Annotated in this window: 12 protein-coding genes; 9 read left to right on the top strand and 3 right to left on the bottom strand. The window is 72.4% G+C overall.

Features of this window, described 5'->3' with window-relative positions:
- Window positions 1-148: 148 nt before the first annotated feature.
- Together OHA17_RS04105 and OHA17_RS04110 are read right to left on the bottom strand one after the other, a co-directional pair.
- Complete coding sequence (locus OHA17_RS04105; protein ID WP_406504118.1) at window positions 149-631, bottom strand: GNAT family N-acetyltransferase; 483 nt, start codon at window positions 629-631, stop codon at window positions 149-151.
- A gap of 31 nt (window positions 632-662) precedes the next feature.
- Entirely contained in the window at window positions 663-1,637 is a 975-nt protein-coding gene (locus OHA17_RS04110; RefSeq protein ID WP_406504120.1) for a transcriptional regulator, read from the bottom strand.
- Window positions 1,638-1,697: 60 nt separating this feature from the next.
- Here OHA17_RS04110 and OHA17_RS04115 point away from each other — a divergent pair, with 60 nt between their 5' ends.
- The 3 genes from OHA17_RS04115 (at window position 1,698) to OHA17_RS04125 (ending at window position 4,784) form a co-directional block, all read left to right on the top strand.
- Entirely contained in the window at window positions 1,698-2,918 is a 1,221-nt protein-coding gene (locus tag OHA17_RS04115; RefSeq protein ID WP_406504122.1) for an MFS transporter, read from the top strand.
- Window positions 2,919-2,982: 64 nt separating this feature from the next.
- Window positions 2,983-3,708: a hypothetical protein gene (locus OHA17_RS04120; protein WP_406504124.1), complete on the top strand. Its 726-nt coding sequence runs from the start codon at window positions 2,983-2,985 to the stop codon at window positions 3,706-3,708.
- Between the two features lie 65 nt (window positions 3,709-3,773).
- Window positions 3,774-4,784: an SDR family NAD(P)-dependent oxidoreductase gene (locus OHA17_RS04125; RefSeq protein WP_406504125.1), complete on the top strand. Its 1,011-nt coding sequence runs from the start codon at window positions 3,774-3,776 to the stop codon at window positions 4,782-4,784.
- A gap of 7 nt (window positions 4,785-4,791) precedes the next feature.
- Here the strand turns inward: OHA17_RS04125 and OHA17_RS04130 are convergent, their stop codons facing one another.
- The gene (locus OHA17_RS04130) at window positions 4,792-6,231 is read right to left on the bottom strand and encodes a dihydrolipoyl dehydrogenase family protein (protein WP_406504127.1); all 1,440 of its coding nucleotides are present in this window, start codon (window positions 6,229-6,231) and stop codon (window positions 4,792-4,794) included.
- A 125-nt stretch (window positions 6,232-6,356) separates the two neighbouring features.
- Between OHA17_RS04130 and trxA the strand changes: the two genes are divergently transcribed.
- The 6 genes from trxA (at window position 6,357) to OHA17_RS04160 (ending at window position 14,348) form a co-directional block, all read left to right on the top strand.
- Window positions 6,357-6,722, top strand: coding sequence for a thioredoxin (gene trxA, locus OHA17_RS04135; RefSeq protein ID WP_053725340.1), 366 nt, complete (start codon window positions 6,357-6,359; stop codon window positions 6,720-6,722).
- Between the two features lie 292 nt (window positions 6,723-7,014).
- On the top strand, window positions 7,015-7,548 hold the full coding sequence (locus tag OHA17_RS04140) for a hypothetical protein (RefSeq protein WP_406504129.1): 534 nt from the start codon (window positions 7,015-7,017) through the stop codon (window positions 7,546-7,548).
- 565 nt (window positions 7,549-8,113) lie between these two features.
- Window positions 8,114-10,225 (top strand): hypothetical protein, encoded by a 2,112-nt coding sequence (locus OHA17_RS04145; RefSeq protein ID WP_406510629.1) that lies wholly within the window; start codon window positions 8,114-8,116, stop codon window positions 10,223-10,225.
- 100 nt (window positions 10,226-10,325) lie between these two features.
- Window positions 10,326-11,861, top strand: coding sequence for a GT4 family glycosyltransferase PelF (pelF, locus tag OHA17_RS04150; protein ID WP_406504131.1), 1,536 nt, complete (start codon window positions 10,326-10,328; stop codon window positions 11,859-11,861).
- A complete protein-coding gene (locus OHA17_RS04155; RefSeq protein WP_406504132.1) occupies window positions 11,858-13,246 on the top strand; it encodes a hypothetical protein in 1,389 nt (462 codons plus the stop codon). The genes pelF and OHA17_RS04155 overlap by 4 nt, the downstream gene beginning before the upstream one ends.
- A 100-nt stretch (window positions 13,247-13,346) precedes the next feature.
- Window positions 13,347-14,348: an SDR family NAD(P)-dependent oxidoreductase gene (locus tag OHA17_RS04160; RefSeq protein ID WP_406504133.1), complete on the top strand. Its 1,002-nt coding sequence runs from the start codon at window positions 13,347-13,349 to the stop codon at window positions 14,346-14,348.
- Window positions 14,349-14,351: the final 3 nt, after the last annotated feature.

Below are 14,351 nucleotides of genomic sequence, written 5' to 3' on the forward strand. Positions count from 1 at the left end.
GGATTACCTTCCGGCCGCTCCGGACTCGCGCTCACCGAGCGAAGTGATGGGGTTTCATCCGGCCCGGATGGCGGGCGGCCGCCGGACAGCGACGCCGCGGACACCTCGCCGGCATCGCACGCGACGCAGCCCCAACGCACAACTACCGTCAGGAGATGGGGAGTTCGAGCTCCGGACGGTCCCACATCACGGCGGGCGGGTTGGCCGTCACGGTGCCGGTCCGCCTCGCCCCCACGCCGAGGTAGAAGCCCTCGGCGGGCGGATGCGAGACGATCCGTACGCTGTCGAGCCCGGCCTCGTGAGCCTCGCGCTTCATGTGGGCCATGAGGAGGCGGCCGATGCCGAGGCCCTGGGCGTCGTCCGCGACGAACATCAGGTCCAGCTCGGGCGGGCTCAGGATCAGCGCGTAGAAGCCGAGCACCCGGCCGTCCGGCCCGACGGCGACGTGGACCTCATGGGTCTCGATGTAGTCCGGGCCCACCCGGTACCCGGCGATCATCGGCGCGTACGGGCCCTCGTAGGCGCTGGAGGTGCGCACCAGGCGGGTCAGTCGCTTGGCGTCGCGCGCGGTCGCCCGCCGGACGCTCACCCCGCTCTCCCCGCTCTCCCGATCCGTAACACGTGAATTCATGGGGAGAGTATTACTCACGAGCCCGTCCACCTCATCCCCGGCCGCCCGGAGCCGAGACCAGGACGTCCCCGGCCGGGGTCCGGTAGTAGAGGACCGACCGGCCCGAGCGGCGCCGCCCCACCAGGCCGGCGTCGAGCAGGACCTTGAGGTGCCGGCCCACCGAGCCGAGGCCCTGGCCGGTCAGCGCCACCAGGTGGCTCGTGCTCTTCGGGGCGTCGAGCATCACGAGCACCCCCGCGCGGGCCGGTCCGAGCAGCACGCCCAGGGCCCGGGGCGCCGCCGTCCGGCCCGCTTCGGCGAGCGCGCCCGTGCAGGAGTACACGACGGCGTAGTGACCCCGGTCGTCCCAGGTCACCCAGCACGGGCGTGGGGTGACCGGCAGGAACAGGAGCCGGGCCGCCGAGATGTCCTGGGGCGGATGGTCGTACACGTTGATCTGGAGGCGGCTCTCGCCGAGCCAGCGCATCCCGGGCCGCATGTCGTCGAGCACCGCGGCCCAGCCGCCCCGGCCCAGCTGCCCGGTGCGCGCGATGATGTCGGCCTCCATGACCCGGCGCCGGCGCGGCCAGTCCGGGAGCACCACGTTCGTCCACAGCCACTCCAGGAGGTCCGCCGTACGGTGCGCCAGATCCGCGCGGCGCAGCATCGCAGGGAGCGGGCCGCCGATCGTCTCGGCCAGATCGGCGTGCACGGTCGCGGCCGGGGTTTCGCGGATCTCCGCCAGTTCCTCGGAGAAGGACCGCTCGCCGTCGCCGGTCGGCGTGGGCACGAGGTAGTCCGCGGTCCAGCGGGCGCTGCGCACGGCACGTACGAGCTGGGCCGTGACCGGGTCGGACGCCAACAAGGCCTGGAACGCGGGCAGTTGGGCATCGAGCCAGGCCCGCTCGCCCGGGTGGCGGGCCGTCGGGGCGAGCAGCGCGAAGAGGGTCGCCGTGGTCTCGGCCAGCGGCGAGACGACGAACCGGCTGCCCGCGAGCGTGTCCGCGCCGACCTGCCACCACCCCATGGTTTCGCCTCCCCGCGAAACAGTAACGCCCGCGCCGCGCGGCCCCGGAGACTCCCCGCCATGCCCACCACCTACCGGGAGCTCCTGCGCACACCGGAGTTCACCCCCTTCTTCCTCGTCTCCTGCGCCCAGGTCGCCGCGGCGACGGTGAGCGGCCTGGCGCTCGCCACCCTCGTCTACGCGGCGACCGCCTCCCCGCTCCTGTCCGCGCTCAGCATGTTCGGCGCCTCGTTCACCCAGGTGATCGGCGCGAGCCTGTTGATGTCGGCGGCCGACCGGCTGCCGCCGCGCGCCGCGACGACCGCGATCGCGCTGGCCTTCGCCGCGAGCACCGCCCTGCTCGCCGTCCCGGGCCTGCCCGTCGGCGCCGTCTTCGCGGTCCTGCTCTGTCAGGGCCTGGTCGCCTCGGTCGGCGGCGGGGTGCGCTACGGGCTGCTCGACGAGATCCTGCCGAGGGAGCGCTATCTCCTGGGCCGCTCGGTGCTCAACATGAGCGCGGGCGCCCTGCAGATCTGCGGGTTCGCCGTCGGCGGCGTGCTGGTGACCGCGCTCTCCCCGCGCGGCGCCCTGCTCGCGGGTGCGGTCCTGTACGTGATCGCCGCGGCCGTGGCCCGCCTGCGGCTCGCCCGTCGGCCGCCCCGGGCCTCGGGGCGCCCGTCGGCAGCCGAGACCTGGCGCGTCAACTCCCGCCTGTGGGCGTCGAGTTCGCGCCGCCTCCTCTATCTGGGCCTGTGGGTGCCGAACGGCCTGATCGTCGGCTGCGAGTCCCTCTTCGTGCCCTACGCGCCCGATCACGCGGGCCTGCTGTTCGCCGCGGCGGCCGTCGGCATGCTGGCCGGAGACACCGTCACCGGCCGGTTCCTGAGGGCGAGTTGGCGCCGCCGGCTTCCCGTTCCCCTTCTGCTGCTGCTCGCCGCCCCTTACCCGGCACTCGCCGTGCACCCGCCCCTGCCGCTCGCCGTCGCGGCCGTGTCGCTGGCCTCCGTCGGATACGCGGCGAGCCTGCTTCAGCAGGAACGGCTCGTGGCGCTGGCCCCGGAGGGCATGACGGGCCAGGCTCTCGGGCTGCATTCCTGCGGGATGCTCGCCTTCCAGGGCGTCGGCGCGGCCCTCGCGGGCGCGGTCGCCCAGCGCACCTCGCCCGGGACGGCCATGGCGGTGTCGGCCGCGGCATCGATCACCGTCACGCTCGCCCTCGCGGCGGGATCAGGCCGAATTCGCGGGCCCCGCAGCCCCGTTGAGGGCGGACGCCCCGCACCGCAGCGGGTGTCCGAGGCGTGAGGGAGGCGTGGCCGATACCGCGTGGTGTCGGGAGGACAGGGGGGACACGGGGTAGATAAGGGTCATGACCGACCATTTTCTGTCGCCCGCTCTGTACGTCTTAATGATCGTCCTGGTCATGAAGGTCATGGACGGGCTGCCGCAGCGGACGTTCAGCCTGCGCAGGCCGCCGAAGGTGGCCATCGGGCTCTGGCTGCTGGTGGCGATCCCCTCCCTGCTCCAGTTCGCGTTCCCGGGGATCTACGACAACCTGCACCGCGACTCCGACCTGATCATCGACCACGGCCAGTGGTGGCGGGTGTACACCTCGTTCATGGTGCAGGACGGCGGGGTCGGCGGAACCGCCTTCAACCTCTTCGTGCTCGCCCTCATCGGCTTCGCCGCCGAGCGCGTGTGGGGCACCCGCATGCTGCTCGCGTTCGTCCCGGCCCTCATGCTGGTATTCAGCGTCGACACCTTCCTGGTCCACGGGCCTCCCGGCGGCGGAAACTCTGGCCTGACCTTCCGGCTCGCCACCAGCATCGCCGGGCTCGCCCTGCTCATCCGCCCCGGCGGGCGCCACTACCTGCTGGCCGCCGCGATCGTCGTCGACGGCGCGGTCCTGCTGCTGCTCGGCGACGGCCACGGCGAGCCCATGATCACCGGCATCGTCGCCGGCCTGATCGCGGCCCTCGTCCAGCGCCGCTGGCCGCTCGTGTGGCAGCCGGTCGCGGCCGACCCGGCCGCTCGGGGGATCGCGCCCGAGCCCAAGGAGGCGCCGGAGCCGGAGAGCGACTTGGAGGGCCACTGACGCCAAGCACCGTACGGAGCAATGGAGTTGACTGAGAGTGCACTTCAACTCCTAAGTTCGTCACCATGACGACTTCAGAACAGCACACCCCTCAGCACAAGATCGGATCGGGCTTCGGGGCTCGGAGCACCACCGCGGACGTACTGGCCGGGACCGACCTCACCGGGAAGCTCGCGGTCGTCACGGGCGGCTACTCGGGGATCGGCCTGGCGACGACCCGCGCGCTCGCCGGGGCGGGCGCCCGCGTCGTGGTCCCCGCCCGGCGGCTCGACGTAGCCGAGGCGGCCATGGCCGGGATCGCCGGTGTCGAGGTCGACACGCTGGACCTCGCCGACCTCGACAGCGTGCGCGCCTTCGCCGACCGGTTCCTGGACTCCGGGCGCTCCATCGACATCCTGATCAACAGCGCAGGCGTCATGGCCTGCCCGGAGACCCGGGTCGGGCCGGGCTGGGAGTCCCAGTTCGCGACCAACCACCTCGGGCACTACGCGCTGGTCAACCGGCTGTGGCCAGCTCTCGCCGCGGGCGGCGGCGCCCGCGTCGTGGCGGTCTCCTCGCGGGGCCACCAGCTCTCCGCCATCCGCTGGGACGACCCGCACTTCGACCGCGGCTACGACAAGTGGCAGGCGTACGGGCAGGCGAAGACCGGCAACACGCTGTTCGCCGTGCACCTCGACGCGCTGGGCCGGGACGCGGGCGTGCGGGCGTTCTCGGTGCACCCCGGCGAGATCCACACCCCGCTGGTGCGCCATGTCTCGGCCGAGGAGCGGATCGCCGCGGGCTGGGTGGACGCGCAGGGCAACTGGTCGTTCGACTTCAAGACCCCGGAGCAGGGCGCGGCCACCCAGGTCTGGGCGGCGACCTCCGCGCAGCTCGCGGGCCTGGGCGGCGTCTACTGCGAGGACTGCGACATCGCGGAGCACGCGGCGCCGGGCGCGGTCGGCGCCGTCGACGGCGAGCTCGACCACGACGCGCTCACCAGCGGCGTCCGCCCCCACGCGACCGACCGCGAGCAGGCGGCCCGGCTGTGGGCGCTGTCGGCCGAGCTCACCGGCGTCGACGCGTTCGCCGGGTAAGCGTGCTTCAGCCCCGGTACGTCTCCAGGAGGCGCAGCCACACCTCGCTGATCGTCGGGTACGACGGGACCGCGTGCCACAGCCGCTCCACGGGGACCTCGCCCGCGATGGCTACCGTCGCCGAGTGGATCAGCTCGCCGACGCCGGGCCCGACGAAGGTGACGCCGAGCAGGACGCCCCGGTCCTCGTCGACGATCATGCGGGCCCGGCCCGTGTAGCCGTCGCCGTAGAGGCCGGCGCCCGCGACGCCGCTCATGTCGTAGTCGACGCAGCGCACCCGGCGGCCCGTGGCCTCCGCCTCGGCCAGAGTCAGCCCGGCCGAAGCGGCCTCCGGGTCGGTGAAGACGACCTGGGGGACGGCCACGTGGTCGGCGGTCGCATTGTGGGCGCCCCAGCGGTCGCTCTCCAGGACCGGCGTCCCGGCGGCGCGCACGGCGATGGCCGCCCCGGCGATCCTGGCCTGGTACTTGCCCTGGTGGGTGAGGAGCGCACGGTGGTTCACGTCGCCGACCCCGTACAGCCAGTCGCTGCCCTCGACGCGGCACGAGTCGTCGACGGGCAGCCAGGCGCCGGGGTCGAGGCCGATGGTCTCCAGGCCGATGTCGTCGGTGCGGGGTGCGCGGCCGGTGGCGAAGAGGATCTCGTCGGCCTCCAGGCGTTCGTCTCCCTGGGGGCCGCGCACCGACACGGTCACCGCGCCGGTCGCCACATTGCGTACGACGTCGGTGACCGAGGTGTGGGTGCGCAGCTCGGCGCCCGCCTCGCGCAGCGCGTCGGCGACCAGCTCGCCCGCGAAGGGCTCCATCCTCGGCAGCAGCCCCTCGCCCCGCACCAGCACGGTGACCTGGGCGCCGAGCGCCTGCCAGGCGGTGGCCATCTCGGCGGCCACCACTCCCCCGCCGACGACCACGAGCCGGCCCGGCACCTCCTGGGCGCTGGTGGCCTCGCGGCTGGTCCACGGGTTCACGTCGGCCAGGCCGGGCAGGTCCGGCAGCTGGGCGCGGCTGCCGGTGCACACGGCGACGGCGTGCCGGGCCGTGAGGACGTGGTGCTCGCCCTCGGGGCTGGTGACGCTGACCTTGCGGGTGCCGTACAGGCGGCCGTGGCCTCGGTAGAGGTGGGCGCCGATGCCGTCGAGCCAGGCGACCTGGCCGTCGTCCTTCCAGTGGGAGGTGTACTCGTCGCGGTGGGCGAGCACCGCCCGGGCGTCGAGCGGGCCCTGCACCGACTGGCGCAGTCCCGGCACCCGGCGCGCCTCGGCGCGGGCGACGACCGGGCGGAGCAGCGCCTTGCTGGGCATGCAGGCCCAGTACGAGCACTCGCCGCCGACCAGCTCGCTCTCCACCACCGCGCAGCTCAGGCCGGCCGCCCGCACCCGGTCGGCGACGTTCTCGCCGACCGGTCCCGCACCCAGCACCACCACGTCGTATTCCTCGGCTTCGGTCATAGGCACAGTCTGGTGTGCGGTGTACTCCGTGGCCACAGGGGCACACGCCAAGGACGGAATACCGCGGCGGCGCACGCGGTTGTGCGAGGCGGTCCCACCCCCGGGGCCGGGAAGAGGTGTGTGTGATGGCGACTGTCGAGCTGACCAAAGAGAACTTCGACTCGGTCGTGTCCGAGAACGGATTCGTACTGATCGACTTCTGGGCCTCCTGGTGCGGCCCGTGCCGTCAGTTCGCCCCGGTGTACGAGGCCGCGTCCGAGCGCCACGACGACCTGGTCTTCGCGAAGGTGGACACGGAGGCCCAGCAGGAGCTGGCGCAGGCCTTCGACATCCGGTCGATCCCGACGCTGATGATCGTCCGCGACAACGTGGCGGTCTTCGCCCAGCCCGGCGCGCTGCCCGAGGCGGCCCTGGAGGACGTCATCGGCCAGGCCCGCGGCCTGGACATGGACGAGGTCCGCAAGTCGGTCGAGGCGGCGCAGCAGAAGTAACCCCGGTTCTCCCACTCATCACGGCCCCCACCCCGCCCAAGGGGAGGGGGCCGCGCCGTTGTCCGGGGCGGAATGCGCCATTGCTGGGTCCGACCGGGGGTGTCGGTTACCGGTCAGCCGCCTGTCCCCGCACACCTGTCGCGGCTCTCCACGCTGTGTGTCATGTGCGGTCAAGACGCCAACTGGCGCCAATTCACGGCCAGTTCACGCCCGCAGGGTTCGAGCCAGGGGGTGCTCCACAATGTGGTGATCCGGCGGACGTTGCGTGTGCTTCCTCCTACTCTCCGTCCTCATGCGAATCACACACCTGAGGCGTTTCGGCCTCGCAGCGGCCCTCGCCTCCTCCCTCGCCCTCTTCGGCGTGAGCCAGTCCGCCAGCGCCGACGTCCCCGCCGATGTCAGCTTCAGCGCCGACCAGACGGCGGCGAGCCCCGGCGGCACGGTCAACCTGAAGATGACCTTCACGAACAACCAGACCACCGACGTGTGGTTCGTCTACCAGTCGGTCCAGCCGACCTGGCAGACCACCCAGCGCACCGACCTCAAGTACGCGCTCGCCTCGTGTTCCGGCACCGGTGTCACCTGCACCGGTGCCGGCACCACCACGCTCGGCGTGAACTACTCGGTCCCGGTCGCGCCGGGCACCAGCCGCACCGTCACCATCCCGGTGCAGATAGCCGCGGCCTCCGGCTGCAACGGCGACATCGCGTTCTACTCGTACGTCTACTACGAGTACAACAACAGCCAGAGCCACAAGGACGGCGTCTTCAACTCCCCGACGATGCACGTCAACTGCGCCACGCCCGCCCCCGCCGGCGCTCACTGACCAACCCTCGGCCGCGCCTGTCCGCGGCCCACGGATGCCGGTCGGCCCAGCCCCCCGGGTCGGCCGGTTTCGTGTGTCCGGGATCGAACGTCCACGGCCCTTATTCGAGTGAATGTTTCGCTCACGTGGCCGAAAACCGGATACGTCCCGGAAAGCCGAGTTGTCTGGACCATTGACGGTTCGCGCCGTCGTGCGCCCCCTGCCCCGAAAGCGGTTACTCCGCCGGGCCGCTCCGATTTTCCCGCCCCGGCACACCCCGCCAAGAGCATCCGGAAACCCGCAAATCTCCCTGTGCACCGGTCTGCGCCCCATCACAGCGGCCACGGTTTTTCGTCATGTTTCACAGTAGCCACTCGAAAACTCCTCGAAGAGCCGCACTATGTGACGCGTCAGAGCGGAACGGCGGGCCCTTCGAACAAGGGCAGGCCCGTTCCGTCGTGGGCGGGGTCCGCGCCGGCAGGGGAGCCGAACGGACCTCCAGGGGAGGGGACTTCACCGCGTGAAGCGGAACACACACCGCAGCAGACACATCACCGGCCTGGCGGTCGGCGGGGTTCTGCTCGCCATGGGCTTACCGGCGGCGCCGGCGTACTCGGCGACGCCCGCGCCGCGCATCGACCTGAAGGTCCTCGTCGTCTCGGACGGCGGCCCCGCCACCGAGGCCATCACCGCGGAACTGGACGGCGAAGGCACTCCGTACACCGTGGTCGACCTGGAGCAGTCCGGGCGGCCCGTGATCGACCAGGCCTTCCTCTCCGACACCGTGAACGGTCTGCCCCGCGCCAAGTTCCAGGCCGTGGTGCTGCCGAACGACAACCCCTTCCCGACCGGCTCGGCGGAAATGGCCGCGCTCGCCGCGTACGAGAAGTCGTATGCGATCCCGCAGGTCGACGCGTACACCTACGCGCGTCCACAGGTGGGTCTGCAGCCCGCCGCCACCAGCGGCTACAGCGGCTCGGTGGACGGCCTCAAGGCCCAGGTGACGGCGGCCGGCCGCAGCTCCGGGCCGTTCGGCTACCTCAACGGGAGCGTGCCGTTCGAGGACAACTCCCCTTCAGTGAGCGAGAGTTACGCCTTCCTCGCGCAGCCGGCGGCGGGCGCGGACTTCACGAGCTACGTCGAGGCGCCGATCCCGGGCAAGACGGGCAACGGTACGCTCGTCGGCGAATACCGCCACGACGGGCGCCGGGAGCTGGTCGTCACCTTCGCGTACAACCAGTACCAGGAGCAGTTCAAGCTGCTCGCCCGCGGCATCGTCGACTGGATGACGCAGAACGTGCGCCTCGGCGCCTCGCGGAACTACTTCGCGGTCCACGTGGACGACGTGTTCGCCGGTGACGACCGCTGGGACTCCAACCTCAACTGCACGCCGGGCGATGTGGACTGCCCGCCCGGGCAGGGCGTCGAGGACTCGATCCGGATGACCCCGGACGATGTGAAGAACGCGGTCGCCTGGGAGAAGTCCCGGGGCTTCACGCTCGACCTCGCCTACAACGGCGGCGGCAGCGTCGAGTACCGCGAGAACCACAACGGGGCCGACCAGCTCGCCGACCAACTGGCCCTGAACAAGGGCGACTTCCGCTGGATCAACCACACCTACGACCACGCCTTCCTCGGCTGCGAGCAGAACGTGTCGGTGGTCCCGTGGAAGTGCGCGACCAACCCGGACGGCTCGACGAAGTACGTGAGCCAGGCCGAGATATCCAAGGAGATATCCGACAACCAGCAGTGGGCGCAGAGCGTCGGACTGCCCGTCGAATCCGATGAGTTGATCACCGGGGAGCACTCCGGGATGAAGCTCCTGCCGCAGCAGCCGCAGGACAACCCGTATCTGGCCCCGGCGCTCGCCGCCAACAAGATCGACTGGCTCGGCGCCGACATGTCGCGCGACCCCGAGCAGCGCCAGGTGGGCCCCGCGCTCACCGTCGCCCGCTACCCGATCAACATCTTCTACAACGCGGGCCACGTCTCCGAGCAGGTCGACGAGTACAACTGGCTCTACACCAGCCGCGCCCAGGGCGGCAGCGGCCTGTGCGACGACCTGCCGAACACCACGTGCCTGCCGGCTCCGCTCAACCCGGCCACCGGATACACCGGATACATCGTGCCCCTGGAGACGCAGGTCGCCCTCGGCCACGTCCTCGGCAACGACCCGCGGCCGCACTTCATCCACCAGTCCAACCTCGCCGAGGACCGGATCGGCTATCCCGTACTGAACGGGGTGCTCGACCAGTACAAGGCGCTGTACGCGGCCAGTGCCCCGCTGGTGAACCTGCGGATGAAGGACATCGGCGCCGAGCTGCGCAACCGGGGCGCCTGGAACACCGCCGTGAAGGCGGGCCAGGTCACCGCGTACCGGATCGGCGACAGCGTGACGGTGCAGGCCCCGGCGGGCGTGGCCGTCACCGCGACGATGCCGAACGGCACCAACCAGGTTCTGGGGAGCGGCACTTCGGCGTTCGGCCAGGCCTACGCCGGGAGCGTGTCCGGCTGGGTGTCGCCGCAGTCCGGACAGAGCAGTGTCTCGCTGGCGCTCGCGCCGGCCCCCGCCAGAACCCTGGCACCGCAGTCCCGCCCCGCGCCGTCCCCCGAGCACGCGACGCCGCAGAGCGCACCGCGCACGCCGGTCCCCGCCGGTGTCACCAAGCCGGTTCCGTACAGCGCCGAGCGGCGCTGACACCGGTCCACCGAGGTTCCGGACGCCCGCCGCCGCCGCGGCGGCGGGCCGCCGGGCCGCCCTCACCACCCACCGCTCTCTTCAGCCGCGGAGCGCATGCATGCACGTACCACACCGCGCGCCGCGCTCCGGCGCGGCGCGGGTCACCCTGCTCACCGAGGGCACCTATCCGCACAGCCACGGCGGGGTGAGCGTCTGGTGCGACCAGCTCGTCACCGGAATGCCCGACATCGACTTCGACATCATTGCGGTGACCGGCACGGGCCGCGAACCCACCGTGTGGGAGCTCCCGCCGCACGCGTCCGAGGCCGTCTCGGTCCCCATGTGGGGCCCCGCGCCCGCCGGTTCGGCCCCGCGCGGCCGACAGGAACGGCGCCTGATGACGGCGTACGAACGCTTCCTGACCGCACTGCTCGACCCCTCGGCGGAGAGCGGGTTCGGTCCGGCGCTGTACGAGATGGCCCGGGCCGCCCGCGACGGCTCGCTCAGCCCCGCGCTGCGCGGCGACCGGGCGATCCGGGTCATGACCGAGGTGTGGAACCGGCCGGGGCTCGCGGTGTGCGAGGCACGGCCGACCCTGCACGACGCGGTCACCGCGACCGGGCTCCTGGAGCACGCGCTGCGGCCGCTCGCCGCGACCCCGCCGAGCCAGGGCGTCTCGCACGCGGTCAGCGGCGGAGTGGCCGTGCTTCCCGGGCTCGTCGGGGCCGAACTCCACGGCGTACCCCTGCTGTTGACCGAGCACGGCGTCTATCTGCGCGAGCGCTATCTGGGCTACCGGACCGCCCCGTACCGCTGGCCGGTCAAGGCGGTGCTGCTCGGGTTCTTCCGGCTGCTCGCCGAGGAGACGTACCGGCGGGCCGCGCTGATCACGCCGGGCAACCAGTACAACCGGCTGTGGGAGGAGCAGGGCGGGGCCGATCCGCAGCTGATCCGCACCGTCTACAACGGGGTCGACCCGGCGGCGTTCCCGCCCGCCGGACCCGAACCCGAGACCCCAACTCTCAGCTGGGCAGGGCGAGTTGACCCCATCAAGGACCTGGAGACGCTCATCCGCGCCTTCGCCAAGGTGCGCAGTGAACTCCCCGAGGCCACCCTGCGCCTGTTCGGCGGCACGCCCCGGGGCGGCGAGGCCTACCGGGAGCGGTGCGAGGCGCTTGCCGACTCGCTCGACCAGGGCGGCGCGGTCACCTTCGAGGGCCGCGTCGAGGACATCCGGGACGCCTACGCCGCGGGCAACGTGGTCATGCTGTCCAGCATCAGCGAAGGCTTCCCCTTCACACTGATCGAGGCCATGTCGTGCGGCCGGGCCACGGTCTCCACGGATGTGGGCGGGGTGCGCGAGGCGGTCGGCCCGGCCGGTCTCGTGGTGCCGCCGCGCGATCCGGACGCGATGGCCGCGGCCGCCCTGGAACTCCTCGGCGACCCGGTGCGCCGGGCGGCCATGGGGGAAGCGGCCCGGCTGCGCGTCGTCGAGCAGTTCACGCTGCGCCAGACCGTCGACACCTTCCGGGCCATCTATCTCGAACTCTCCGTACGCGGCGGGGCCGTCCCGGTCGGGCGGGGAGAACACGGCGAGGACACCACGATGTCCTTGCGCCTGGTCCCCGCCGAGCTGAGCCGGGTGGCCGGATGAGCGGGCCCATCCGTCTGGAGCCGCCCGACGGCCGCGACGACACGCTGACGCTCCGGCTCGCCACGGAGTCCACGATGACGCTGCGCCTGCCGGGCCGGGCGCCCGCGCGGTCGGGCAGGGACGCGGCGGTGGACCGGCTCGCCGCCGAGCTCGCCGAGCAGATCGGGCCCGCGGTCCACGCCTACGAGGTCGCGGCGCTCCTTGAGTCGGAGGGCCTGACGGCCCAGCAGATCGCGGACGAGTACGGCCACGGCAACCTGTTCTCGCTCGCCGAGGACCTGTACCGGCGGGTGCCGCGCAGCTTCCCCGAGCCGCCCCCGGCCGCCGACCCGTGGAAGCCCGACCCGGTGCGGTGCGCGCTGCGCGGCGCCCTGTTCGCGCTGCCCGGGCTCGCCTATCCGCTGACCGCCCGGCTGTGGCAGAGCGACCGTGCGGTTCTCGCCCTGGTCGTGGCGGGCCTCGTCTCCTGGGCCTGGGGGCAGGGCCTCGGCCACCGCGCCTATCTGCGGATGGCGTCGGGCCGGGCCGAGGCGGCCCGCACGCTGATGACGGGCGCGCCGCTCGGCGCGGTGCTGGCCTGCGCCACGGGCTTCGCGATCGTGGGGCCGAGCAAAGCGGCGTTCTTCGTGGCCGGCCAGTCCTGCTATCTCGCAGCCGCCGGGATCCTCCTGGTCCTGGCGCGCGAGCGGCTCCTGCTCGGCGCGCTCAGCCCGCTCATCGCGGGGGCCGCGGTCCTGCCGTTCCGGGAGCCGGGCGCAATGGTGCGGGTGGGTCTGTGCGCCCTCACCCTGGTCCTGGTGGTCGCGGCCGTCGGCCACTGTCTGCGGGAGGCGCTGAAGGAACCCGCCGCGACCTCCTCGGCCGCGCCCCGGCTCGTCGCCTCACTGCCGTACGGGCTCTTCGGACTGGCCGCCGGTGTGCTCGTGGCGTTCGCCGGGCGGCTCCATCCGCTCGCGGTGATCGCGCTGACGCTCAGCATGGGCCCGGCCGAATGGCTGCTCTACCGCTACCGGGGCCTGTCGGTCGCGGCGCTGCGGGCGACGGCCACCCCGGCCGCGTTCCGGTGGCGCTCGGCCGCCGTCCTCGGGGGTTGCCTCCTCGTCTACCTGCTCCCGCTGTTCCCCGCGGCGCTGCTCACCGGGGCGGAGCCCGCGCCCCTGCTCGCGCTCGCCGCGCTGCTGTGGACGGCGCTGCTGCTCCAGGCGTTCGGCATCGCCTGGCCGCCGGCCGCCGTCAGCCTGGCCGCCGCGGCCGGGGTCGCCTCGGCCGGGCTGCTCGCGCCGCCCCCGGGCCCGCTCACCGAACTGCTCTGTTGTGCGGCCGCCGCCGTCGTCCTCACCGGCACCACCCTGCACCTGCTCGGGCGGCCGACCGCGCACGCCTGACCCGTACCGCGCCCCACCCGGCACAAGGCGGGGCACCAGTCTCACGCACCGCACCCGAATGATCACCAAATGTTCTGAACAGCGTTGAAAGGAGCGGCAGTTGACTTCCGCACCGCTTGTCGCCGTCACCGGAGCCGAAGGCTTCATCGGCTCTCACCTCACCGAGGCCCTCGTCGCCGCGGGCCACCGGGTCCGCGCGATGGCCCAGTACAACTCGTTCTCGTCCTACGGCTGGCTGGAGACCCTGTCCCCCGAGGTGCTGGACCAGGTGGACATCGTGCTCGGCGACGTCCGCGACCCCGGCTCGGTACGCGGTCTGGTCGAAGGGGCCGAAGCCGTCTACCACTTGGCGGCACTGATCGCGATCCCGTACTCCTACCAGGCCCCGCACAGTTACGTGGACACCAACGTCACGGGCACGCTCAACGTGCTTGAGGCGGTCCGCGCCCTTGAGACGCCGCGCCTGGTGCACACCTCGACCAGCGAGACGTACGGCACCGCGCAGACCGTGCCCATCACCGAGGACCACCCGATCAACACCCAGTCCCCGTACGCCGCTTCGAAGGCCGGCGGGGACCGGCTCGCGGACAGCTACTACGCGAGCTTCGGCACGCCCGTGGTGACGCTGCGCCCGTTCAACACCTACGGGCCGCGCCAGTCGATGCGGGCCGTGATCCCCACCGTCATCGGCCAGGTCGCGGCCGGCTCGCGCACCATCACGCTGGGCGATCTGCGGCCGACCCGGGACTTCACGTTCGCCGCCGACACCGCGCGGGCCTTCCTCGCCGTGGGGACCGCCCCCGCCGAGCGGGTCGTGGGGCGCACGTTCAACGCCGGTACCGGCACCGAGATCTCGGTCGGGGACCTGGTGCGGCTCATCGGCAAGGTCATGGGCGCCGAGCTCGACGTCCGCGAGGACGAGCAGCGCATCAGACCCGCCAACTCCGAAGTGATGCGTCTGGTCGCGGACACGAGCCGGCTCACCGAAGCCACCGGCTGGCAGCCGGGGTTCGGCCTGGAGCCGGGCCTGGAGCGGACCGCGGAGTTCTTCCGCGACCCGGGCAACCTCGCCCGCTACAAGACCGGCATCTACAACATCTGATCC

It is taken from the genome of Streptomyces sp. NBC_00212, assembly GCF_045206365.1.
GTDB lineage: Bacteria > Actinomycetota > Actinomycetes > Streptomycetales > Streptomycetaceae > Streptomyces.